The following is a 22682-nucleotide window of genomic DNA, read 5'->3' as shown; positions in this document are numbered from 1 at the left end:
CCCGCTTCCTCTCGCCTGTCCATATACATGCAACATGCAGAGGGGCGGCGTCGCCATATCCGCGTCCAAAACATCGCCTATCCATTATATGGCGGCGTCCCTTCGGCGGAGCGGTGGCAATAGTCCACATAGGGCGGCCCAGCGCCACGAGCGGAGCCACAACCGGGATCGGCCAATACGGAGGGGTCGCAGCCTCAGTCCTGGCCGGCGGATTGCAACTGGAATGCGCGGGTGCGCTCAATATGCGCCCGCATATGCCGTTCGGCAGCGTCGGGATTGCCGGCTTCGATCGCGTCGATGATCGCCTTGTGATCCCGCAGCACGGCCCGCCCGCTCCAGCCACGGGCGCGAGAGAGCCGGCTGTTGAGTACCCGCAATTGCTGGTCGATCTGCACCAGTTGCCGCGCCAGCCGCATATTGCCCGCACCCTCGCGGATCATGCCGTGAAAGGCGGCGTCGAGTTCGACATGAGCAGCCAGGTCGCTTTTCTCCACCACGATCTCATGCTGCGCGAACAACGCCCTGAGCCGGGCAACGCCTTCCGCATCCATGCGCTCGGCCGCACGGCGCACGGTCATGATCTCCAACCCTTCCCGAATGTCGAGCAGATCGAGAATGTCGGGCGTGCCGCCTGCGATCACCGCTACGCCGGTCCTGGCGCGGGGTTCGACCAGCCCTTCCCGCTCCAGCGCGATCAGTCCTTCGCGCGCAGGCGTACGGCTAACCCCCAATTGCCGCGCGATCTCCGGCACGCTCAAATGAGTGCCGGGGGCCAGTGCGCCTGAAAGTATGGCATTGCGCAGGCGCTCGGCAACCATTTCCGTCAGCGCCTCCGGCCGGGTCAGCGGTTCGAAATGCCCAGACGCCTCCAGCTCCCCGTCGGCATATTCATGTTCCTTCTGCATGCAAAGCTCCATGCTCCCAATCGCGGCTGGTTTCAACGCAAACCGGGCCGCCGTGCCAATTGCAGGCATGAGGATATGACCACGGCAATCTTCAGATAGGCGATGGCATGCTGAACGGATCGGATTCATTTTGTTTGCTGCCGGCCGGCATGATAGCGCGCGGGCAAACGATCATGAGGCATATATGAAGTATATTTTTGCTCTTGCGGCTGCCCTGTCCCTTTCCAGCCCGGTGGCCGCGCAGGACGCGCCCGTCATCAAGGCGCGCACGATGGTCAAGACGGCCGATGGCGTCCGCGTCGGCTTCATCGATCGCGTCAATGCGAATGCCGAGGGCGCCCCGACCTCGGTACAGATCATCTACAAGGGCCGCTTCGTGTCGATACCGGCGGCAACCCTGTCCAATGGGGAAAAGGGACTGGTCACCAGCCTGACCGCAGCCGACCTCAACAAGCTCTGACCGGGCCGGAAAATGGCATGGCGCATCATGCGCGTCATGCCATTGCGTTCGGCATCTTATCCCGGCCCGGAAAAGCGCAACCCCTCGTCGGGCGCCAGATGGCGGAGCTGGACGAACTTGCCCGGCTGCCTGCTTGGGATGCCGGCCCCGCCTTCGCTCACCGCTGCGCACCGGGTTCGAAGACCGCGGCGGTCAGATGCTGGCCGCCGTCCGCCAGCGCGCGATGGCCCAGGATGAAGCAGGCCTCGTCCGAAACCAGGAACATCGCCGCCCCGCCCACATCCTCCACCGGGTCGGCAAGGCGCGGCATCGCCATATTGGCGATCAGCGTATCGACGCTCTTGCCCTTCTTCGCGCGATAATCCGCAAAGATCGCAATGTCCGGCACCGCCGGCTGGAGGAAATTGACGAGAATGCCATCCTTCCCCCATTCGACGCCTGCCGACCGCGTAAGGCCCGTCAGCGCGAAGTCCATGGTGACGGCATCCGTCACGCCCTCATTCGCCGTCGGACCGTAGATCGAACCCAGGTTGACGATGCGCCCGCCGCCCGCCGCTTTCATGTGCGGATAGACCGCCTGCATCATGTTGATCGCGCTCAGCAGCACGTCATTGAACGCTGCGGTGAAGTCGGGCGCCCCCTGCCTGTCCGCCAGCCGGTCCCATTTCAGCGCCGCGTGCGCGCCATTCAGCATTATGTCGATCCGGCCATGCGCCCCCACTACCGCATCGGCCAGCGCCCGTGCGGCTTCGGGGTCGGAAAGGTCGGCGCTGCGCGCCTCCGCGCCGGGAATAGGGCGGGCGGCCGCTTGTGCCGCTTCGTCATCCTTGTCGACCAGCACCACCTTTGCGCCTTCACGGGCGAAACGGAGGGCGATGCCCCGCGTCACTTCATTGGCCGCGCCGGTAACGATCGCGACCTGCCCTTCGATCAATCCCATCCTGTCCTCCCCGCGCTCAGGCCGTCAGTTCGACGGCCGCCTGGCTGTGCTCCTTGTGGATGTCGGTGCCTTCCTCATGCATCTGGAGCGGCGCGGTCGCCCATGCGCCGCCGTCGACGCAGAAGACCTGCCCGGTGATGAAGCGGCCATTGTCGCTGCAAAGCCCCAGCACCGCGCCGGCAATGTCGATCTCGCAATCGCCCATGCGACGCATCGGGAATTGGCGCACGCTGGCTTCGGCCATTTCCCTGTTCTGGTCGGCCCAGCTTTTATAGGCCCAACTGTCGCCAGCCGGCGTGATGCAGTTGACAGTGATATTGTCCTTGCCGAATTCTCGTGCGGCGCTGCGCGTCAGTGCTTCATTGGCGGATTTGGTGATGTTGTAATCGCTGGCATAGGGCTGACCCCAGATGTTCCAGTGGCTGGAAAAATAGATCAGCCGCCCGCCGCCAACCTTGCGCATGTGCGGAACCGCCGCGCGGCTGGTCCAGAGCGACTGGTAGAAGCCGGTCATCAGCGTCATCCTGTAATCGGCGTCGGGCTTGTTTTCGATCGACCGAACAGGCGCGATCCCCTGCGCATTGTTGACGACGATGTCGAGCCGCCCGAATCGTTCGGCCGCATTATTGACCAGATCTTCCATCTGTTGCCGGTTGCCGACATCGGCGGCGACGAACTGCGCCCGTTCCGCAGCGCCGGAAAGCTGCGCGATCAGCGCTTCATTCTCCCGATTATTTTCCGGGCTGCGCGAGCAATAGACCACTGCGGCGCCTTCCTTCAGGAAACGCAGCACGATGCCCTGGCCAATGCCTTTCGTGCCGCCCGTGACGACCGCCACCTTGCCGCTCAGGCGCCCATGCGTCTGCATCATTTCCCTCCTCAAGCTGTTTCGATCAGCGGCTTGCCCGCCGTCATGCGCCACATGTCCGCCACTACCGGCAGGTGGATGGTCTGTCCGCCGTCCACCGCCAGCAACTGGCCCGTGATGTAACGGGCCGCGTCTGACAGCAGGAACAGCGCGGCCTGCGCAATATCGTCCGGCCGACCAAGATAAGGCAGCACATTATTGTCCAGTGTCATCTGGAAGAACCGGTCGCCCATATTGCGCGTCGTGGGCGTGTCGATGAAGCCCGGCGCTATCGTGTTGCAGCGGATTCCCCGCTTGCCATAGGCGGTGGCGATCGATTGGCTCAGACTGTGCACCGCCGCCTTCGAAGCCGCATAGGCGGGAACGGTGCCAAGCGACAATATGCCGGCGGTGGACGAAATATTGACGATCGCCCCGCCGCCGCGCTTCAACATCTGCGGGATACAATATTTGGCGGCCAGCATCGGCCCGCGCAGATTGACCTCCAGCGCGCGGTTCCAGATGGCGACGTCCATCTCATGAATCTCGCCATCGGCACCGGTCTGATCGGGCGCGTTGTACGACACGGTGTTGTCGAGCAGATCGACACCCCCAAAGCGCGCCACGGTCTCATCGACCATCATCCGGACCTGCGCTTCGTCGCGCATGTCGACCCGTAGCGCCAACGCCTGTCCGCCGGCCGCTGCAATGGCCCCCGCCGCGGAGCGTGCATTGCCCTCGTCCAGATCGGCAATCACCACCGCCGCGCCTTGCGTAGCGAGCAACTCGGCTGTCGCCTTGCCGATGCCCGATGCGCCGCCCGTCACGACAGCCACCTTGTCCGCCAATATGGGCTGCACGGCTCTCTCCACTCGATGATATTTCACCAAGTTTATTATATGGCCATGAAGATGATCAATATTACTGGGGATTCCATCATGGATATGAAGGTGAACGGAAATTCGCCAGATATATAGAACGATCGTTCTTATGAATTGCCTGTTATCGTGCGCGGAACTGCGTCGAAAAAGGCCTTGCCGGCCTCCTCCAGACGGATGAATTCCGACCATAGGCCCAGATCGCGGCGCGTATCGGCATAGCTATAGTCCAGCACCCCCGGCATGGAACCCGCCATCGGTACATCATAGCCCATGCCCCGAAGCCGGTGGAGCATCGCCTGATGATCGTCGATCAGATAACCGAAATGATGCAGCCGTATCGGCCCCGCCAAAGCGGGTACATGATCGTCATAGATTGTCCTCTGCATCGGATCGGGTTCGATGATCTCGGTCATCACCTCGTCGATCCATGCAAGCGCAATCCGCCGCGTCGGCGCCGGTCGGCCGTCGATCGCCGGCGGTTCGTTCACCATGAACTCGACCGGGCCGAACTTCGCGCGGAACGCGGCAACAGCGGCGTCCGCGTCGCGGGTGACATAGCCGAACTGGAAAAAGCCCTTGAAGAAATTCTGCACCCTGTCCTCCGCCGCTGCGTACCTTATGCCAAGATAGGTACTATCAAGAACCTATGCTGGCAAGCGAGCCGGTCTTGGGCGGTTTCGGCAGCGCGACGCCCTGGCCCAGCGGTCGTCCAGCAAGCGCGCATGGACGACATAGGCGCGCCGTGAAATGGGGCGGCCCCAGCATCCTTTATCGCCCCTTGCCGTTTCAGAATGAGGGAGAGCATCGATGCATGGAGCCTTGGAAGCGGGATTTTGGGGCCTGGTGGGCGGATCGGCGCTGTTGATAGGCGCGTGCATCGCCTATGTGGCAGATCTTCCGCAACGGCTGATCGCCGCGATCATGGCGATTGGATCGGGCGTGCTGATTTCGGCCGTGGCCTTCGACCTGATGGACGATGCCTATGCTCGCGGCGGCTTCGATTCCACCGCCTTCGGATTTCTGGCCGGGGCGGTCGTCTACACGATTGCGAATGTGGCCGTGTCGCGGGCCGGTGCCCGGCATCGTAAACGGTCGGGTTCGAACCCGCACGAGAGCCAGGCGCCGGCTGCCGGGAATTCCGGGCTGTCGATTGCCGTCGGCGCCTTGCTGGACGGCATTCCGGAGTCCGTGGTCATAGGGGTGAGTCTGCTGCATGGCGGCGGCGTCAGCATGGTCACGGTCATCGCCGTGTTCCTTTCCAACGTTCCCGAAGGCCTTTCCAGCGCCGCGGGAATGAAGAAGGCGGGTCGGGGCCCCGCCTATATCTTTGGCGTCTGGGGAGCTATCGCTTTGGCTTCCGGTCTGGCCGCGCTGATCGGCTACATCACTCTGGCGGGCGCGGACCCGGATCTGATCGCAGCCACCACCGCCGTGGCAGCAGGAGCCATTCTCGCCATGCTGGTGGACACGATGATTCCGGAAGCGACGGAGGAAGCGCATGAATTTTCCGGCCTCATCGCCGTCGCGGGATTCCTGATTGCCTTCATATTGACGAAGCTGGAGTGAGCGTGGCCACAGATGAACGGGAAAATGCCAGCCTCGTTCATCTCCGGTTACACATGCAGGACCGACGCCCATGCACGACACGGCGTCCAACCCTCATGCTTGCGGGTAGCCGACGACTTCGCAAGGGAAGGCAGGCCCCCTGCCATAACAAAACGCCCCGTCCCTTTCGGGACAGGGCGCCGGTGCTGAATTTACAATCGGCCTTTATTCTTCGCCATTATCCTTCACGCCCACCGTCGGCACATCGATGGTTTCCTTCTTTGTGCCGACGACGACCGCCTTGGAATCGACGTCCACCTTGGGAAGTTCGCCGCCCTTCACACTGACCTCCGGAACATCTCCACCGGAAACATCGGCTTTCCAGAAGCCGGTTGCGAACAATATTCCGACAATCGCCAGAACGATGATCAAGGCAATCGCAACGGTCCGCCCGCCGCGATGTTTATGAACCACGACACGGTCATCCGTATAGCGATCCCTGTGAACTTCTACCATCTCCATCCTCCTCCTTAAGAGACTGGGGAAACAATCAGGCCTTAATTCTTGTTCCCTTTCCATTCATTGTCTGGCCGTCCGGGCAATTTCCCGAAGCTGCGAACCGTCGATCCTGACATGGCGATATAGCGCTTCAACAATGCTGAACAGGCCGAACAGCGCGAGCCCGCTCGCCACGATGAAGAGCAGCAGCGGCCCATGCTCCTGATCGCGGAGCTGCCTGAGGGCCGCGCCCAACCCGCCTGCCTCGTCGGGATCGGCATGCAAGGCAGCGTTGATCACGAACCAGCCGATCATGGCGAAGACGATGGCGCGGGCCGCATAGCCGATCCGTCCGGCCCAGCGCACGGCTTCCGGCACCGGCACATCGGCCGCAAGTTCGTCGAAACGGCCCCGGCAGGCCTTTACCGCCTGTGCGAGCGCAATGAAGAAGAATATGACCCCGCAAATGACGAGCACGGCCTGACCGCCCGGCTGATCGAGCAGCCAGGCGGACCAGCCTTGCGCCGTCCGGTCGCCGGGACTTCCTTCGGCTGCCGGCGCCTTGCGAAGCACCAGGTTGACCGCCGCCAGGGCGAGTGCCCCGTACACGATTCCACTCATGGCATAGCCTGCACGTTCCAGCCTTCCCTTCAGGCTGCGGCTGCGATGTTCGGGGTCGAGAGCGGCTTCGATCAAGCGCCAGAGCGCATAGCCCGCGAAACCTGCCGCGCAGAGCAGGAGCAGGAACGACCCCAGGCTGCTTTGGGAAAGGGAGCCGAGAACGCCCTGATTGTCGCTTGGTTGGCCGCCGTGGCGCGCGACGTCTATGGCGAACAGTCCGATGAGAAGATACACCATCCCGCGCGCCGCGAACCCTATGCGCGCCAGTATCGTCAGACGTTCGCCATAACTCTCCGTGCCGTTCATCATCTTCACCATCGCATTGGAAGCAGGGTAACGCGGCATCGCCCGTGAAGTTGCCTCAGCCGCATTTGCCAGGCTGCACATGCGGAAGCAGGTCGGAAACCTGCTGGGCGCCCTCCATTTATCGCAAATCGATTGCCTTGCGCCCTCTCCCGCGCGAAGGAAGGCGACTGATAAAGAGGGGCGCATTCATGAAGCTTGGATCCTGTGCGTTGGCGCTTGCGATAGGTGCGGCCCTTCTGCCCGTGACGGCGCATGCGGACGACCCCAATGATCCGACGATGCGCAGCGCCGCAGCACGCGCACGCGACAGCGCGATCATCAGAAGGATGAATCAGCAGCAGCTCGCCTATGTCCGTCAGCGCGACGCCAGGATCATGCGCAACTACCGCCAGGCACAAGGCGATCGCGACAGCTATGCCGACGCCCGCGGCGAATATGCGCAGAGAATGGCGGAATGGCGCCGGGCCGTCGCGGCCTGCAATGCCGGGCGCTGGGAATATTGCACCGACTAACCCAATTGCCCGGTACAACATTGAAAAATAAGCTATTTTTCTGCCGCCCCTGTCGTAGTTTCCAACAAAATTCCAACAGTTGCGGCAAGCGACACTCTGGAACGCTATGGAACGAATGTCAAACGGGCGTGGATGGGGCAATCCACGTCCGATCTGAAAGCAACGCGCATCGCCTTTTACAGGGAGGCTCCAATCTGCCGCGAGGAAGCCGTGGGAGGCTGTTATCTACGCGAAGAGTACACAAACCAAAGTCACCTATAAGCTCTGTAAATGTCACTCTCGCTGTCGGCCGTGCCGAACCGTTCGAAGTGCGAACGCTAGCGAGGTCCGAAAATAACCAAATGTGACTTCCTGAATTTTCGTTCCCGCAATGGCGAGGCGACGAACGCCTGTCGCTGGGTCAACATGATCGAGGCGATGCTTCGCGAATATCGCATTTGTCGCCAGCGGGTAGGGCTGTGATAAATGCCCACTGCCCGCCAGAAATCCTTTACGTCGTGGAGCGCTGAGAGAAATATCCAGCGGGCCGCATCGACATTGAAGCACGGATCATCCCGCAGCCACGACTTGATCTGCGATTCGCTCCGCCCGATCATTCGGGCGATTCGAGGAACCCACCAACTGTTGACCTGCATCGGCCCCAGGTCGACGGAACCATCCCTATTCCTGACTTCTGCACCAATCCATCCCCCCTCCCGCTTCCTCAAGGCCCGCAGGGTTTGGGCAAGCCATGGCCGGCCGGAAGCTGCCCGATGGATGCATTGATTGATCGCCTTCTCCGCCGCCAGCATGTCCAGGTCCCTCGCCTCACCATAAGCTGGCGCTGCCTGAACGATCAGCGTGGAAGCGAAGCCGCCGGCCAGAAGCGTTGCACAACACCGCCCGATCATCGGTCGCGCCCTCGGTCCCTGCGCACCTCGGTCGTCCGATCCGGCTGTTTGGGCTGGGAGATTTCCGGCTGCGGCTGGTTCCGAAGCATGCGCTCGATGAGCGCCGTGAGGGTTTCCGTTGCGCGAAGCCCTGCGCCGGCCAGACCCTTGGGCTCGGCCAAGGGTGAAGAGAAGCAGCCATTCAAATTCTACGTGTGATCCAGCTGCGGGCTTCGGCGTTCATCTGTGGACAGCTCCGCAATCGCAACTTCCCCGAATAGCGGGATGGAAGCTGGCGGCTTGGCATGATCGCAACCTCAAGGTGTACGCAGGGCAGCTACAGGAGTTCTGACCGGCATTAAAAATAACTTCGATAAGTTGTGGTACACCAAGCTTGTCGCAGCGTAGATAGAGAGAATCCATTCAGATGCCGAAACCTGATCATGAGTGATACAACGACAGAAGCTCGGCGACTGGCCATCGAGAGCATCGCGACCCTCGTAAATGTGAAGCGGTCGGCCGCTGATCAACTCCTCCGCCGTGCCGGTGCGCCCGAGGATTTGATCGTCAAGTTCTTGAAAGATCGCGATCAGGCGACAGGAGAGCGACTGTCCAAGCGCGTTGCAGCGACAGCCATGCTGGACGACCTAGCAATGCGGGGGCTTGAAGAACGGTTCGTCGGCGCTCTCATAGACATCGCCTGCGACTGGGACGCCTTTCATCTGTCCGCCGATGAATACCGCGCGAGAGCGATCGTGCAGAAGGCGCGCGAAATTAGGGGAGAACTCGCCGAGCATGCGGAGCGGGAAGCCGCAAGGAACCGAGCGAGAGCGCAGGAAGCTAGGGCGAGGCAGGACGCAGAGCGTGCATCCCAACTCTCACAACAAAGCGGCCTTTTGCTTGCCCAGTTTGATCATCTCGCCGCGAGCGACGACCCGCATGGTAGGGGCTTCCTGCTGCAGGACTTGCTCGGCCGCCTCTTCGCCTTGCATGAATTCCCGGTTGCCCGTTCTTTTCAGCGAAACGAAGGCGGTGAACAGATAGACGGCGCATTCGAGATGGCGGGCTGGCACTATCTCGTTGAATGCCGCTGGCGTAAAGCGCCGGCCGATATGCGGGATCTCGACGGACTCCTCGGCCAAGTCACCCGCTCCGCACGACAAACAATGGGCATGTTCCTTTCGATCAACGGCTGGTCCCACAATGTCGTGTCGCTGCTAAAGCAATCGCCCGACAAGGCGATCGTGCTGATGGACGGCTATGATCTTCGAATGGCCTTAATGCGCGAAGTAGAGCTTCGATCCTTGATCGAAGCGAAGGTACGAGCACTCAACCTGAGTGCGGAACCATTTTTCTCGGCAAGACAGCTGCTCGCTGACGTGGATCAAAAATCCGTCGGGCGTTAGATCAGCAGACATATACTGGCAGCCGTTGAATAGCGGTTGTCCGATATGATTCCCTCCGGAACCTACCGGAACGGCAAGCAGCCAATTTGAGAGCGGCCTAGATCGATTAGCTGACTGACCGGACCTGGAGATCGAAAATTGGCCCCTGAGCGACAAAGAAGGGTCGGGATCGCGGGCATCTGGGACAAAACTATCATTCGGGCAAGCCTGATGAACGACGGTTGTCAGCATAAGCAGCCCATCAGGAGCCGAAAGCTTGTCATTTTGGCTGTTCTGGACCATTTCATGCGGTAAAGAGAAGCGTTCCAGTATCATTGTTATTACACACCATGCGGCTAGCCGCGACGCAAAATATGAGCGTCACATAGCAGATGGCAAAGCCCAGCGCGAACCAGATCGCCTTGGAGAGCAATCCGCCGAAATTACCGAAATGCAGCGGCGCCATGATGGCTGTCAATGTACCGCCGGCCGAAGGACGGGTGCCGATCGCCGGCTTGGTGCGCTCGAACTGACCGGTCGCTCCATCATAAAGCAGCGTGGCGGGCTCGATGTCGCCCGGTGGCGGCTGATGATAGGTGGTAAGTTGCGCATCCGCGCGACCGAAATTCTCGATCGTCACGAAGGTCGGCGCGCGTCCTTTGGTCCGGCGGATTGCGTCGGCCATAACCCCGTCGAGATTGCCGATGCCCGTCACGCGGGGATCAGCCTTGCCGGGATTGCCATAGACCGCCTCATTCAGCGCGGCCACGTCGCCGCCAAAGGCCGCCATCGCCACGATCGGCACGCCCGCCGTCGAATAGAAGGAAAAGAAGCTGCCCGTGAAGGCCAGGATGAAGGCGAAGGGCAGGCTCCATGTGCCCGCCACGCTGTGCAGGTCGCGCTCGACCAGGACCGGATGAGCCTTCCGCCGCAGGGTGAAAATATCCCTGAACAGGTGACGGTGGATGAGCAGGCCGGAAATGGCCGCCACCAGCATCGCCAGCCCTACTATGCCCGTCAGCAGCAAGCCCCAGGGATCGGGCACATGCAGGCGGACATGGGTGTCGACCAGGAAGCTGCTGAGCGCATCATCATTGCGCGGCCCGAACACCTCCTCGCCGGTGCCGAACAATTTCTTGGCGACGCGCATGTTCCGGTCGAGCTGATAATAGATGCCGCGGCTGACGAAACTGCCGTCGGGATCGGTTTCATGGCGATGAAAGAAGGCACCGAGTTGATGATCGCCGATTTCGAACAGATCGACGCCTTCATGATATTTGGCGGGCGTGCGCGCGCCCAGATCCCGCACCGCGCGGTCGATCGGCCGTTCGAAGACGGATGTGGTCTGCACATGGCCCGCCGACCAAATGCCGACCTCCTCGGCGAAAACCGCGACCGTGCCGGTCAGCACCACGGCATAGAGCAGCAAGCCCAAAATGATTCCCGACCAGCCGTGGACGGCGACCATCAACTTGGTTTCTTGCCTATCAAGGTGGATCATGGTCGGGCTTCCATCGTGGCGGAGCTATGGTCGAGAAATTTGTTGGCGACAAAACCAGCATGGACGGCGAGCAGCCCGAGCGCGACCAGGGCGACACGGCCGAGCCGGCGGTCAAGGCAGGCATGAAAGAACAGCGCAGCCCAGATCAGCGGCATCAGCACCAGCGGCAGCACGAGATTGTCGATCCCCGCCGTGCCGCCCGGCAGCCAAAGCGCCATACCCGCGATCATAGCGATGGTGACGATAACCGCCCCGGGTCCTGCAAAGGCAATGCGGGTCCATTTCCGCGCCGCAAGTGACATAGTTCCTCCATCCGGCGGTCGATGGACCCTCCTGCACCTGTCCTATTCTTGATGCTCATGCTTCGCAAGAAGAATGCTATTGCGAACTTCTCGCAACATATCTATGGCGCCCGGCGGCCTATTCGAAGGGGATGAAAGATGCGAATGATCGGGTTGACGGCAGTGGCATGGATGCTCTCGTTACAGGCCGCGTCGGCGGCAGAAGCCACTGCTGACGGCGAGCCAGGCACTGCCGATGCGATCGTCGTTACCGCTCAGTTCGCGGGAACCAAGACCGAAACCCCTATCATCGAAACCCCTCAGCCGATCACGGTCATCACGGCGGACCAATATCTTGCGCAAGGTGCGATCAGCATCAGCGACACGGTCAAATATGGCGCCAGCGTCCTGGCCAATCCCTATGGTCGCGACACCCGCATCGACGGCTTCAACATTCGCGGCATCGACGCGCTCCAGTTCCGGGACGGGATGCGCGACATCTTCAGCTATTATGCCAGCATCACCTCGGACCCGTATAACTTTTCCCGCGTGGAAATCGTGCGCGGCCCGGCCTCCGTCCTCTATGGTCAGGGTTCGATCGGCGGCCTCGTCAACCTGGTCTCGAAAACCCCGGAATTCAGGAGCGGCGGCGAAATCAACCTCGTCTATGGCAGCTATGATCGAAAGGAAGCGATGGGCGACGTCAACATCGCGCTCGCGGACAATCTGGCGATCCGCGCGGTGGCCCGGGTTCGTGATGCCGACACCTATATCGATCATGTCCCCGACGACCGCGTGATGTTCGCCCCGTCGGTCCGCTGGCAGCCGACGCCCGCCACCGATATCGTGCTGACCGGCCTCTATCAGGAGGATGACACGGGTTCGACATCGCAGTTCCTGCCGATTGTTGGCACCTTCCGGCCCAACAGTGTCGCTGGCGAGCAGCTCGATCGCTACACGTTCGTCGGCAAGCCGGGCTGGGACCGCTATGCCGGCCGCTCGCTCCAGGGCGGCGGCTCCATCACTCACCAGTTTTCGGACAATGTGCGGCTCAGCCTCAAGGCCCGCTACATCGACAGCGACCTTGAATATAACACCCACTATGCCGACAGCTACAGCAATCCTGAAAATCCGTTCGGAGCTGATGGCCGCACCATCGGCCTCTACGCCGACGCCAGCGACGCGCGGATGAACGTCTTTTCAACCGACAACAATCTGCAATTCAACTTCAACACCGGCGCGAATATCGAGCACAAGCTGCTCGTCGGGGTCGACTATAGCTGGAACAAGGTCAGCAAGGGTTATGCCGGCGGCGTCGAGACGGTCGACCTCTACGACATCGATTACGACGCGCTGCTGACCTACGACCCCAGCGGCGCCTTCTTCAGTGAATCGCAGAAGCAGTTGGGCATCTATGTGCAGGACCAGATCCGCTTCTACGATCGCGTCTCGGTCGTGTTGGGCGCCCGCCGCGACCGTGTCACCGGCTCCTCGGGCCAGAAAGATAACGCCACCACCTTCCGCGCCGGCATCATCGGCGAAGTCGGCGCCGGCTTCTCGCCCTTCTTCAGCTATACCGAGAGCTTCCTGCCGGTCGCCGGCTCGGTTCAGGATGTCGGCGGCGTCCCCATCGCTCCCTATCGCCCGCTCACGGGCACACAATATGAAGCCGGCGTGAAGTGGCAGCCTGCGCCGAGCACGCTCGTCACGATCACGGCGTTCAAGATCAAGGAGCGTAACCGCGTCCTCTATCTCGCCAACAGCGCTACCACCCAGTCGGGCGTGCTGAATACCAAGGGCTTCGAGGTCGAGGCCAGCCACACGCTGTCCGGCAATTTCGAATTGCTGGCCAATTATGGCTACAGCAAGCTCAAGTCGGAGGTGAACACCAGCCTCGATTATATGCCGCGCCACACCGCGTCGATCTGGTCGACCAAGACCTTCGGCCTCCCCGACGCGGGGCAGCTTCGCCTCGGCGCGGGTGTCGTCTATAACGGCAAGAGCGTCTCGACCAGTTCGCTCTGGTCGATTATTACCCCTTCGCGCACGACCGTCGACGCGCTGGCGGAAATCAACTGGCAGAACTGGCGTTTCGCGCTCAACGCGACGAACCTGCTCAACAACAAATTCTACGCCTCCTGCCTGGCGCGTGGCGACTGTTTCATGGGCGCACCCCGGAATGTCATGGGGACCATTGGCTTTCGCTTCTGAGCGGCCGCGCTCTTTCATGCGAGTCATTCTAAGGCGGTGAGCCAAGGACTGGGCTTCTTTTGACTTTCAGGCTCGCTCTCATTGGCCACAAATTTGCTGTTGGCCCGACGCGCTCCGTTTGGCGGGCGCGACGGGCGAAGGGGCAGCGACGTCAATCGGCATCCAGACGGCTCCTCGTCGGCCGTTTCACTTTAGATGGCAGCGTTCGCCGGCTGACGACCGCAAAGCTATCAGTTCGAATAGCTGACGGTCCGAACCTGGACCACGGAAGTTAGCCTCTGAATGGCGACAAAGGGTCGGCTGTGTATGGAACCTCTCGGGACGATGTGCTGCTTGCGTCCATCCATCTCCGTCTTAACATTGTGCCGCAAAGCACGGACACCGACAAAGGATGCAAAGCAGCCGTCGCATCGACAAGCATCGCACTTCCCGTTTTGAGCAGTTCCGCCAGGTTGCACGCAGTCGCGCTTCTCGCGCAGGCAAAGACGCGATATGTGGGCGAAATGAGCGATCCGACCGAAGAACAGCTCGCTGCACTGGGCACTGCGTTCGACACCTTCGCGCGGCGATACAAGCTGGCCGACGCCCGGCGTTCCGAGCGGCCGCTCGCCGAGTTGGACAAGGCCGTGCTGCTCTATGTCGCGGACCATGCCGGTTGCGGCCCGACCGATGTCGCGCGCTTCCTCGCGGTGCCGACGACGACCTTGTCCTCGGCGACGGATCGGCTCGTGAAGCGAGGCTTCCTGAAGCGCGAGCGTATCGAAGCGGATCGCCGGGCGGTCGCGCTCACGCTGTCCGAGGCTGGCGCAGCCTACGCCCAGGCCCAGGTCGAGACATATCGGCAAATGTATATGCTGATGCTTTCGCGGCTGTCGGCTGAGGAACGAGATCGGTTCATCGCGATGATTACAAAGATCGTCTACAACGATGATTGAATAGTCCGAACTTCGTTGTATCTTGTGGGTGACATCGCACGAGCCGTGTCGCGCCAACGGATGGAGCCAAGTCATGACGATATGTGTGAACGGCACGGAAGTTCCACCGCCCGGCGATGCCCGGGTCTCGCTGCTGGATTTGCTACGCGAGCATCTTCATCTCACCGGCACCAAGAAGGGGTGCGACCAGGGTGCATGCGGCGCCTGCACGGTTCTTCTCGATGGCCGCCGCGTCCTGTCTTGCCTGACCTTGGCGGCTCAGGCGGACGGTAGCGAGGTGCGGACGATCGAAGGTCTAGCGGGTGAAGGCGGCGATCTTCACCTATTGCAGCAGGCCTTCATCGCGCATGACGGACTGCAATGTGGCTATTGCACGCCCGGCCAGATCTGCTCGGCGATCGGCATGGCGGAGGAACTGCGCTGGGGCGATCCCAGCTATGTGACCCTCGATATCACCGCCTCACCGGTCGTGACACGCGCGGAGATACGCGAGCGCATGAGCGGCAATCTCTGCCGATGCGGAGCGCATAATGGGATCGTCGAGGCGATCGAGGCGATGCTGGCGGAGACAGCGGCATGACGCCTTTCACCTATGTTCGCGCGGCGGATCGGGCCGACGCCCTCGCCCGCGTTGAGAGTGGTGCACGGTTTCTGGGCGGCGGGACCAACCTTGTCGATCTTCTGCGGCAGAATGTCGAACAGGCGAGCGAATTGGTGGACGTCAGCCATACGCTCGGCACCATTCGCGAAAGCGAAGGCGGCGGGCTGATCATTGACGCGTCAGTCAAGAACGCCGCCGTTGCTGCCGATCCGCTCGTGCGCCGCCGCTACCCGGTGCTTGCCCGCGCACTGCTCGCCGGCGCCTCTGCACAGATCCGCAACATGGCCACGGTCGGTGGCAATATCCTCCAGCGTACGCGCTGCATGTATTTCTACGATGTCGAAGGCGCGCGCTGCAACAAGCGGCAGCCGGGCATCGGATGCGACGCGATCAACGGGTTCAATCGCTATCATGCCATTTTGGGCGCGTCGGATCAGTGCGTCGCCACCCATCCTTCCGACATGTGCGTGGCGCTCACCATGCTCGATGCCGTGATCCATCTGTCCGGGCCCGATGGCAATCGGTCGGTGCCGCTGAATGATTTCCATGTCCTGCCCGATGCTATGCCGCATGTAGAAACCGTGCTGAAGCCGGGCGAGCTCATCACCGGCGTCGAACTGCCGCCGCCGTCGGCCGCAACCACTTACTCCGAATATCGCAAGGTCCGCGACCGCTCCAGCTACGCTTTCGCGCTGATCTCCGTCGCCGGCGGTCTGGCGCTCGCTGATGGGCGCGTCACCCAAGCCCGCATTGCGCTGGGCGGTGTCGCCGCCAAGCCGTGGCGGGCGACCAAGGCAGAGGCAGCGCTGGTCGGTGCCGCGCCGACGCGCGAAGCATTCCTTGCCGCGATCCGCGAAGAACTGGCCAGCGCCCAGCCACTATCCGGAAATGGCTTCAAGATCGGTCTGGTGGAACGAACGACAGTTGCCGTCCTGACCGCCCTTGCAGGAGCGCACCCATGACCAAGCTGCAAAACGCCATCGTCGGCGGCGTGCGCGCCGTCATTGGCCAAGTGCCCGCAAGCTGGCTGCCCGGCGGCACGCCCGATCCCCTGATCGACAAGCGCGTGTCGCTCGGCGAACAGCAGTCGCGGGTCGACGGACCCGACAAGGTGCGCGGGGCGGCGCGGTTCGCCGCCGAAGTGCCGATGGAGGGTCTCCTCTACGCCGCCTTCGTCCATTCCACAATCGCGCGCGGCCGCATCGCCGATATCGATGTATCCGCGGCCGAGGCGGCACCCGGCGTCGCGCTCATCATGACCTATCGCAACGCCCCCAAAATGAGCGTTCCCCCGCCGATCGGGATGACCAACCTCAAGGCCGCTGGCAATCATACATTGCCGATCATGCAAGACGCAGAGATACGCTGGAACGGTCAGGTCGTCGCGGTGGTGCTGGCCGAAACGCGAGAGCAGGCGGACCATGCGGCCAACTTGGTCCGTGTGCGCTATGACGCCGCTTCGTCGCGCACGTGGTTCGAGGAAGGCAAGGCCAGCGCCTATACGCCGGAGTCCATCCTCGTCGAACGCAATCGCCTCGAGAAGGGCGGCCCAAGCCGAAAGTTCGCCGAGGCCGCCTTCAAGATCGACGCCGTCTATACGACGCCCTGGGAGAACCATAATCCGATCGAGCCGCATGCCGCGACGATCGTCTGGCGGGACGGCAAGCTGATCGTTCACGATGCGACCCAGATGATCCACGGGACAGCCGGTTCGCTCGCGAAGACATTCGGGCTGAAGGCCGGCGATGTCGAGGTAAGCTCCCCCTATGTGGGCGGAGGCTTCGGCGCAAAGGGTCTTTGGGATCACCAGATATTGGGCGCGGCGGCGGCGAAGCTTGCTGACCGGCCCGTGCGTATCGCCCTCTCACGCGCCAGCATGCACCGGCTGATCGGCGGGCGCATGCAAACAGAGCAGCGGGTGGCGCTGGCCGCGGATGCGGACGGCAAGCTCAAGGCTCTGCTGCACCATGGCTATGGCGTCAGGCCGCTGCACAGCATCTGCGATGAAGGCTTCACCCTCACCGGCCGCTCGCTCTATGCCAGCGAGAGCTTCGATATCGTCCAGCATTATGTCGACCTCGACCTGCTGGCGAACAGCTTCATGCGCGGGCCGGGCGAGACGCCCGGCACTTTCGCGATCGAATGCGCGATCGACGAACTGGCGCATGCCATTGGCATGGACCCCATCGAGCTGCGCCGGCGCAATGTCGCGACCCGCGATCCGGTGAGCGGCGCACCGCACTCGCAAAGCGCGATGATGGAGGCGTACGACCTCGGCGCGGCGCGCATCGGCTGGGATCGGCGTTTGGCCGAGCCGGGCATGCGGCGCGATGGCGAGTGGCTCATCGGCATGGGCTGCGCCACCGGCACCTTTCCGTTCATGCGCATGCCTGGCACGTCCGTGCGGATCACTATCGACCCCAGTGGCAATGCCCATGTCGCCAGCGCCGCGCACGAAATGGGCATGGGCACGGCGACGGTGCAGCGGCAGCACGCCGCCGATCGCTTGGGCCTGCCACTTGACCGCGTCATAGTGACGATCGGGGATTCGAGCCTGCCCTTCGCGAGCTTTGCCGGCGGGTCGTCGCAAACCGCGTCCCTGGCTTCGGCGATCACCGCAGCGAGTGGCAAGCTGGTGACGGACTTGCTGCGGCTGGCGGGTAACGACACGCCGCTAGCCGGCCTCAAGCCCAGCGAAGTGGAGTTTGTAGACGGAGGCCTCCGCAGCGTCGAAGATCCCGCCCGCCAGGAAAGCTTCGCTTCCATCCTACGCCGTTCCGGCCGGAGCGAGGTTAGCGTGGTCGGCGAAAGCGGCGCGCCGCTGGAGATCATGAAATATTCGATGCACAGCACGTCGGCGAACTTCTGTCAGTTGCGCGTCAGCGAGGTCACGGGTGAAATCCGCGTCGATCGCCTCGTCGGCGCCTTCGACTGCGGCCGCATCCTCAATGCCAAGACGGCGACCAGCCAGTTCAAGGGCGGCATGATCATGGGGCTCGGCATGGCGCTGACTGAGGAAACGCTGCTCGACGAGCGCAGCGGCCGCATCATGAGCACGTCGCTCGCCGACTATCATGTGCCGGTGCATCTCGACGTGCCCGACATAGATGTGCTGTGGACCGACATCCCCGATCCCCGCACGCCGCTCGGTGCGCGAGGGATCGGGGAAATCGGAACGACCGGCGTAGCGGCCGCCATCGCCAACGCCGTCTTCAACGCAACCGGCAAGCGCGTGCGCGACCTGCCCCTAACGCTCGATAAGCTGATCTAGTCCTGGCCGAAATATTCGCACTCGGAATAGCTGACGGTCAGCAGTTAGGATCAGCAAATTTGTGCGCGGGCCGGGATGGGTCGACCGCGGAAGTGGCTGCTACGCGCCACCTGTCGCCATTCGGGGTCAAGATAACAATCCTGGAACCGGCCATTCCTCCTTCTGATCTGTCTGATTCTAAATCGGCCTGGGCATCGCCCCCGCGCAGGTGACCTGACCAGCGGCAAGCGACCGATAGTGTTGAAGAAGTCGGTGATCAGTCGAAGTAACCGGACGGAAGACTGACAGATCCAAGAAAGGCGAGCAAAGGGGTGCCGTACACGCCCGGACGAGCGCACCAATGATCCATGTGATTCAGCCGCGCCGGTAATCACATTGGCAGCACGGTTCGGCTGCAATCAACCTCTCTGGGCTCCTGCCGCGGGAACAGCGCCGCTCGGGAGGTGCTTCTTGGCCGAGTGCACCAAGGAGTATCCCGTGATGAGCGATCAAGCCCTCGAGGCGGTAAAGCCGCCTCTCCCGGAACAGCAACAGCAGGCTCCCGGCAAGACCGAAGACATGGATCCGCGTCCCGACCATGGTGAAGAGACGTATCGGGGGTCGGGTCGGCTCGAGGGGAAAAAGGCGATCATCACCGGCGGCGACAGCGGCATCGGCCGCGCAGTGGCGATCGCTTACGCCCGCGAAGGCGCGGACGTGCTCATCGCTTATCTCAGTGAAGACGACGATGCACAGGAGACCGCGCGCTGGATCGAGAAGGCGGGGCGCCAGGCGGTGCTCGTTTCCGGCGACATCAGCAGCGCCGACCATTGCCGCACCATCATCGACAAAGCGGTCGAAGCGTTCGGGCGTATAGACATTCTCGTGAACAACGCCGCTCACCAGATGACATATGAGCAGCTTGAGGATATCCCGGACGAGGAGTGGGACAAGACCTTCGCGACCAACATCCACGCGATGTTCTATCTGGCCAAGGCCGCGTTGCCGCATATGCGCGAGGGTAGCGCCATCATCAACACGACGTCGGTCAACGCCGACACGCCCAAGCCGACCCTGCTGCCCTATGCCACGACCAAGGGCGCGATCCAGAACTTCACCGGCGGGCTGGCGCAGCTGCTCGGCGAGAAGAAAATCCGTGTGAACTGCGTTGCACCCGGGCCGGTCTGGACCCCGCTCATTCCGTCCACCATGCCGCCAGACCAGGTGAAGGAGTTCGGCAAGAACACGCCGCTCGGGCGACCGGCGCAGCCCAAGGAACTCGCGCCGGCCTATGTAATGCTCGCTACCGACGAGGCGAGCTATGTGTCCGGGGCCACCATCGCCGTCACCGGCGGCAAGCCGATTATCTAGGAGACCGCCATGTCCATTCACAAGATGATCGCGCTCCATCCCGACGTGGGCGAGGACTTTAATGAAACGCTCGCGACCGCGGCGCGCCACGCGACGTTCTGCTCGGAAATGTGCACCTCTTGCGCCGACGCCTGTGTCGCCGAGAAGATGGATATGGCGCAGTGCATCCGCTCGTGCCTCGACTGCGCGGATGTGTGTGCCGCGACAGGCCGGCTCGCAATCCGGCGGACGGCGCAGAATATCGAGACGTTGCGGCTGATGCTCGAGACCTGCGCGAGGGTGTGCGAGCTGTGTGCGGAAGAATGATCCTCGGCGTCGGAGCCGGCGTGGAGCAGCCTTGGAAAGTAGACGGTGCGATCTGCCTCGCGACCATCGTCGCCCTGACCGCCAGCTTCGATCATCGCGCGATCGACGGTGCGGTGGCCGCGCGGTTCATGGCCGCCCTGCGCGAAAGCATTGAAAGCCCGATGCTGCTCCTTTGTTGAGCGGCGTAATCGATCTGACAGGCTCAACCCCGCTCGCACTTTCGGGAAAAGGAATACGCATGCGCACCACGGAGCGATATACGGGCGCCGCGGTCATCCTGAAAATGTTGGGGGTTGATACGATCTTCAGGTACCCCAGCGGGGCCATAATGCCGATCTACGAAGAACTGTTCAGGCAGAGCCGCATCCGCCGCGTGCTGGTCCGGCATGAAGCCGGCGCGGCACATGCGGCTCAGGGCTATGAGCGTGACCTGAAAGATCAGTCTGGTCCGCGGGGCAGTGGACTGCTCCTTCTGCTGGCGACGGTTGCCGGCGTTGTCGATGATGCGTAGGGGAGGCTCAGAAAGGCACATCATGCGGACAAGTTCTGGCCTCAGCTGGGCCTCCTATGCGCTTATCACCCTCGTTGCCGCCCTCGTTGCGGTTGCGGACGGCGACGAAGGTTTTGGTTGGACGTTCGTCCTTGGTCATTTCCTCCTTGGGTGGATTTTGATGGCCGGTTTTGCGCAGCTCGGGAAGATCTTGTTCCGCCGGTCTCGGTGAGAAAGCCGTGGCGGTCGAGATGGGGCCGTTGGTCTTATGATAAATTGCCTTTCCTATTCGATCCTGTTTTGTTCTCTTTTGCGGTATGAAACGCGACCCTGAACTGATTCGTGATCTGATGCTCGCAATGGAGAGCGAAGAAAGTGCCGAGCTGCTCAAAGTGCCAAGGCTGGTCGGACACGAGCCGCACCAGGTCCAGCATCATTTCCGCTTGTTGGTCGAGGCCGGCCTTGCGACAGCAGGATATATTTCTCCAAATGACCGTTGCTGGATCGCGGTGCGTCTAACCTGGCGTGGACATGAATATCTTGATCAGGTTCGCGATCCCGAGGTCTGGCGTTTCACCAAGGCAGCGATGCGCAAGACGGGTATCTGGTCTTTGGAAACGATGGGAGCCATCGCAAAGTCGCTCATATTTGCGAAGCTGGGATCAATGGGTGTCGATGTGAGAATGTAATCAGTATCTGTTGCTCCCCGTTCCGCCGCAATCCGGCAGCGGACCGCTGCGGGGAACACGTTCCTGATCCAACCTATCTGGATGACAGTGATATGTGGCATGGCTTGACGAGCATCGCGGGTAGTGCAATCGTTCGCTTCCAAATCGGGGGATATCATGAAAGTTAAAGCATTTTTTGCCGTCGCAGTCGCGTCGGTCGCTATTCTGTCCGCTCAAGCGACTGCGGCGGATACGGCCAAGCATCATGCCATCGTCAATGAAGAGGCAGGCGTTCCCGTCTTCCCCTACGACATCACGGACCGTCCTTATCAGGTGATTGGCGAAGTGAAGGCCGGCGTTCGCAAGGCGACGATCTTCAGCAAGGCGCCCAGTCAGGAAAAAATCTATCGTGAGCTGTGGGAGCGCGGCGAGAAGTTGGGTGCGGACGCGGTGATCAAGGCGCAATATGGTGATGCGCATGTGACGGCGTTGAGCTGGGGTTCCAGCACCGCCACCGGCGTTGCGATCAAATTCCTCGATCCCGCGCCGCCCGCGAGCAATTGATGTTTGTCCTTGCCGTTGCGCTTGCCGTCTCCCTGCCCGAGACGGCGGCGCCGCGCGATCAAATCATGCAAGGAGTGCCGACGCAATCAGTCGCGCAGTCCGGCGCTCCAGGGGCCATAGCTCCCGTGCTTCCGGCAGGTACGCCTGTGCGGCTTATGGTTCTTAAGGAAATCAACAGTCGTACGGCCCGGCTAGGCGACCGGTTCAAACTGCGCGTCGATGAGCCGATCTACATCAATGGGGTGCCAGTGGTGCCCGTCGGCTCGACAGCGTGGGGCGAGATCGCGAGCGTCGAAAAGAACGGCGCAGTGGGCAAGGGCGGTCGCTTGGGCGCGAAACTTCTCTATCTCGATTTGCCTTCGGGCCAGGTTCCCCTACGAGGAGACTATGCCGACCGGGGCGATGGCAATGGCGCCGGCGTGGTGCTGGCGGTCGTGGGGTTCGGCCTTCTTGGCCTGCTCACCGGAGGGGACAGCGCCCGCCTCAAGGCCGGGGATGTTTTCACCGGCTATGTGGACGGACCTTCACCACTTCCATCGCCGCCAGCCAGCAAGGACATATCGGCGCCCGAACCAGCGGCATGAGCCTGACATTCCGCTCGCCACCCCCGAGCGTCGTTCCCAGCCTGCAAATCGCTCCTTGCCGCCGACAAGGCGATGGTCTGGTTCGGGGCTTGGAAAGCGGCCCAGCGGCAGGCGACCATTTGTTGCCGTTTATCTTGACGCTTACGAGGTA

The 22682-nt window shown here is 61.9% G+C and carries 27 protein-coding genes; 16 read left to right on the top strand and 11 right to left on the bottom strand.

From position 1 onward, the window contains the following. Positions 1-194 precede the first annotated feature (194 nt). Complete coding sequence (locus H5V43_RS18715) at positions 195-905, bottom strand: GntR family transcriptional regulator (RefSeq protein ID WP_082718674.1); 711 nt, start codon at positions 903-905, stop codon at positions 195-197. 184 nt (positions 906-1089) lie between these two features. Between H5V43_RS18715 and H5V43_RS18710 the strand changes: the two genes are divergently transcribed. After that, positions 1090-1365: a hypothetical protein gene (locus H5V43_RS18710; RefSeq protein ID WP_065846175.1), complete on the top strand. Its 276-nt coding sequence runs from the start codon at positions 1090-1092 to the stop codon at positions 1363-1365. 157 nt (positions 1366-1522) lie between these two features. Here the strand turns inward: H5V43_RS18710 and H5V43_RS18705 are convergent, their stop codons facing one another. From H5V43_RS18705 to H5V43_RS18690, 4 genes are all read right to left on the bottom strand, one after another. Continuing rightward, positions 1523-2305 (bottom strand): SDR family NAD(P)-dependent oxidoreductase, encoded by a 783-nt coding sequence (locus tag H5V43_RS18705; RefSeq protein ID WP_025548396.1) that lies wholly within the window; start codon positions 2303-2305, stop codon positions 1523-1525. Between the two features lie 16 nt (positions 2306-2321). After that, on the bottom strand, positions 2322-3176 hold the full coding sequence (locus H5V43_RS18700; protein WP_025548398.1) for an SDR family NAD(P)-dependent oxidoreductase: 855 nt from the start codon (positions 3174-3176) through the stop codon (positions 2322-2324). Between the two features lie 8 nt (positions 3177-3184). Beyond that, positions 3185-4012, bottom strand: a complete 828-nt coding sequence (locus H5V43_RS18695) for an SDR family NAD(P)-dependent oxidoreductase (protein WP_025548400.1) — start codon at positions 4010-4012, stop codon at positions 3185-3187. Positions 4013-4140: 128 nt separating this feature from the next. Beyond that, complete coding sequence (locus H5V43_RS18690) at positions 4141-4626, bottom strand: VOC family protein (RefSeq protein ID WP_025548402.1); 486 nt, start codon at positions 4624-4626, stop codon at positions 4141-4143. Positions 4627-4840: 214 nt separating this feature from the next. Here H5V43_RS18690 and H5V43_RS18685 point away from each other — a divergent pair, with 214 nt between their 5' ends. Next, complete coding sequence (locus H5V43_RS18685; protein WP_025548404.1) at positions 4841-5599, top strand: ZIP family metal transporter; 759 nt, start codon at positions 4841-4843, stop codon at positions 5597-5599. Between the two features lie 204 nt (positions 5600-5803). Here H5V43_RS18685 and H5V43_RS18680 read toward each other — a convergent pair whose 3' ends face one another. Beyond that, positions 5804-6094: a hypothetical protein gene (locus tag H5V43_RS18680; RefSeq protein ID WP_025548405.1), complete on the bottom strand. Its 291-nt coding sequence runs from the start codon at positions 6092-6094 to the stop codon at positions 5804-5806. Positions 6095-6157: 63 nt separating this feature from the next. Further along, positions 6158-7042, bottom strand: a complete 885-nt coding sequence (locus H5V43_RS18675; RefSeq protein WP_052816673.1) for a DUF1206 domain-containing protein — start codon at positions 7040-7042, stop codon at positions 6158-6160. 149 nt (positions 7043-7191) lie between these two features. Between H5V43_RS18675 and H5V43_RS18670 the strand changes: the two genes are divergently transcribed. After that, positions 7192-7515 (top strand): hypothetical protein, encoded by a 324-nt coding sequence (locus H5V43_RS18670; protein ID WP_025548408.1) that lies wholly within the window; start codon positions 7192-7194, stop codon positions 7513-7515. Between the two features lie 317 nt (positions 7516-7832). Here the strand turns inward: H5V43_RS18670 and H5V43_RS18665 are convergent, their stop codons facing one another. After that, positions 7833-8405 carry a lytic transglycosylase domain-containing protein gene (locus H5V43_RS18665; RefSeq protein WP_025548409.1) on the bottom strand — a complete coding sequence of 191 codons (573 nt, stop codon included), beginning with the start codon at positions 8403-8405 and terminating at the stop codon, positions 7833-7835. Between the two features lie 422 nt (positions 8406-8827). Between H5V43_RS18665 and H5V43_RS18660 the strand changes: the two genes are divergently transcribed. Further along, positions 8828-9790 carry a restriction endonuclease gene (locus H5V43_RS18660; RefSeq protein ID WP_025548411.1) on the top strand — a complete coding sequence of 321 codons (963 nt, stop codon included), beginning with the start codon at positions 8828-8830 and terminating at the stop codon, positions 9788-9790. A gap of 283 nt (positions 9791-10073) precedes the next feature. Here H5V43_RS18660 and H5V43_RS18655 read toward each other — a convergent pair whose 3' ends face one another. Together H5V43_RS18655 and H5V43_RS18650 are read right to left on the bottom strand one after the other, a co-directional pair. Next, complete coding sequence (locus tag H5V43_RS18655) at positions 10074-11270, bottom strand: PepSY-associated TM helix domain-containing protein (RefSeq protein ID WP_025548413.1); 1197 nt, start codon at positions 11268-11270, stop codon at positions 10074-10076. Next, complete coding sequence (locus tag H5V43_RS18650; RefSeq protein WP_025548414.1) at positions 11267-11572, bottom strand: hypothetical protein; 306 nt, start codon at positions 11570-11572, stop codon at positions 11267-11269. The genes H5V43_RS18655 and H5V43_RS18650 overlap by 4 nt, the downstream gene beginning before the upstream one ends. Before the next feature lie 138 nt (positions 11573-11710). Between H5V43_RS18650 and H5V43_RS18645 the strand changes: the two genes are divergently transcribed. The 9 genes from H5V43_RS18645 to H5V43_RS18605 all read left to right on the top strand — a co-directional run bounded on the left by H5V43_RS18645 (position 11711) and on the right by H5V43_RS18605 (position 20736). Next, on the top strand, positions 11711-13762 hold the full coding sequence (locus H5V43_RS18645; protein ID WP_025548416.1) for a TonB-dependent siderophore receptor: 2052 nt from the start codon (positions 11711-11713) through the stop codon (positions 13760-13762). A 503-nt stretch (positions 13763-14265) separates the two neighbouring features. After that, the gene (locus H5V43_RS18640; protein ID WP_025548418.1) at positions 14266-14697 is read left to right on the top strand and encodes a MarR family winged helix-turn-helix transcriptional regulator; all 432 of its coding nucleotides are present in this window, start codon (positions 14266-14268) and stop codon (positions 14695-14697) included. A 73-nt stretch (positions 14698-14770) separates the two neighbouring features. Beyond that, the gene (locus H5V43_RS18635; RefSeq protein ID WP_025548420.1) at positions 14771-15277 is read left to right on the top strand and encodes a 2Fe-2S iron-sulfur cluster-binding protein; all 507 of its coding nucleotides are present in this window, start codon (positions 14771-14773) and stop codon (positions 15275-15277) included. Further along, the gene (locus tag H5V43_RS18630) at positions 15274-16260 is read left to right on the top strand and encodes an FAD binding domain-containing protein (protein ID WP_025548422.1); all 987 of its coding nucleotides are present in this window, start codon (positions 15274-15276) and stop codon (positions 16258-16260) included. Before H5V43_RS18635 ends, H5V43_RS18630 begins: the two co-directional genes overlap by 4 nt. Next, positions 16257-18569: a xanthine dehydrogenase family protein molybdopterin-binding subunit gene (locus H5V43_RS18625; protein WP_025548423.1), complete on the top strand. Its 2313-nt coding sequence runs from the start codon at positions 16257-16259 to the stop codon at positions 18567-18569. Before H5V43_RS18630 ends, H5V43_RS18625 begins: the two co-directional genes overlap by 4 nt. A gap of 480 nt (positions 18570-19049) precedes the next feature. After that, positions 19050-19919 carry an SDR family oxidoreductase gene (locus tag H5V43_RS18620; protein WP_193666892.1) on the top strand — a complete coding sequence of 290 codons (870 nt, stop codon included), beginning with the start codon at positions 19050-19052 and terminating at the stop codon, positions 19917-19919. Between the two features lie 9 nt (positions 19920-19928). After that, positions 19929-20225 carry a four-helix bundle copper-binding protein gene (locus H5V43_RS18615; RefSeq protein ID WP_037482062.1) on the top strand — a complete coding sequence of 99 codons (297 nt, stop codon included), beginning with the start codon at positions 19929-19931 and terminating at the stop codon, positions 20223-20225. Beyond that, entirely contained in the window at positions 20222-20404 is a 183-nt protein-coding gene (locus tag H5V43_RS18610; protein ID WP_037482031.1) for a 2-oxo acid dehydrogenase subunit E2, read from the top strand. The genes H5V43_RS18615 and H5V43_RS18610 overlap by 4 nt, the downstream gene beginning before the upstream one ends. Before the next feature lie 59 nt (positions 20405-20463). After that, the gene (locus H5V43_RS18605; RefSeq protein ID WP_025548425.1) at positions 20464-20736 is read left to right on the top strand and encodes a thiamine pyrophosphate-binding protein; all 273 of its coding nucleotides are present in this window, start codon (positions 20464-20466) and stop codon (positions 20734-20736) included. A gap of 7 nt (positions 20737-20743) precedes the next feature. On the opposite strand, the gene H5V43_RS23815 is transcribed toward H5V43_RS18605, so the two are convergent. Then, complete coding sequence (locus tag H5V43_RS23815; RefSeq protein ID WP_272947353.1) at positions 20744-20875, bottom strand: hypothetical protein; 132 nt, start codon at positions 20873-20875, stop codon at positions 20744-20746. A gap of 157 nt (positions 20876-21032) precedes the next feature. Between H5V43_RS23815 and H5V43_RS18600 the strand changes: the two genes are divergently transcribed. The 3 genes from H5V43_RS18600 to H5V43_RS18590 all read left to right on the top strand — a co-directional run bounded on the left by H5V43_RS18600 (position 21033) and on the right by H5V43_RS18590 (position 22531). Then, positions 21033-21404 (top strand): DUF2513 domain-containing protein, encoded by a 372-nt coding sequence (locus H5V43_RS18600; protein ID WP_025548429.1) that lies wholly within the window; start codon positions 21033-21035, stop codon positions 21402-21404. A 156-nt stretch (positions 21405-21560) separates the two neighbouring features. Beyond that, entirely contained in the window at positions 21561-21947 is a 387-nt protein-coding gene (locus tag H5V43_RS18595) for a hypothetical protein (RefSeq protein ID WP_025548431.1), read from the top strand. Then, the gene (locus H5V43_RS18590; RefSeq protein WP_025548432.1) at positions 21947-22531 is read left to right on the top strand and encodes a hypothetical protein; all 585 of its coding nucleotides are present in this window, start codon (positions 21947-21949) and stop codon (positions 22529-22531) included. Before H5V43_RS18595 ends, H5V43_RS18590 begins: the two co-directional genes overlap by 1 nt. The last annotated feature ends 151 nt before the right edge of the window (positions 22532-22682 follow it).

The organism is Sphingobium fuliginis, from assembly GCF_015074805.1.
GTDB classification, from domain to species: domain Bacteria; phylum Pseudomonadota; class Alphaproteobacteria; order Sphingomonadales; family Sphingomonadaceae; genus Sphingobium; species Sphingobium fuliginis.
Note: the sequence above shows the minus strand (reverse complement) of the source record. Positions and strands in the feature narration are given on the sequence as shown.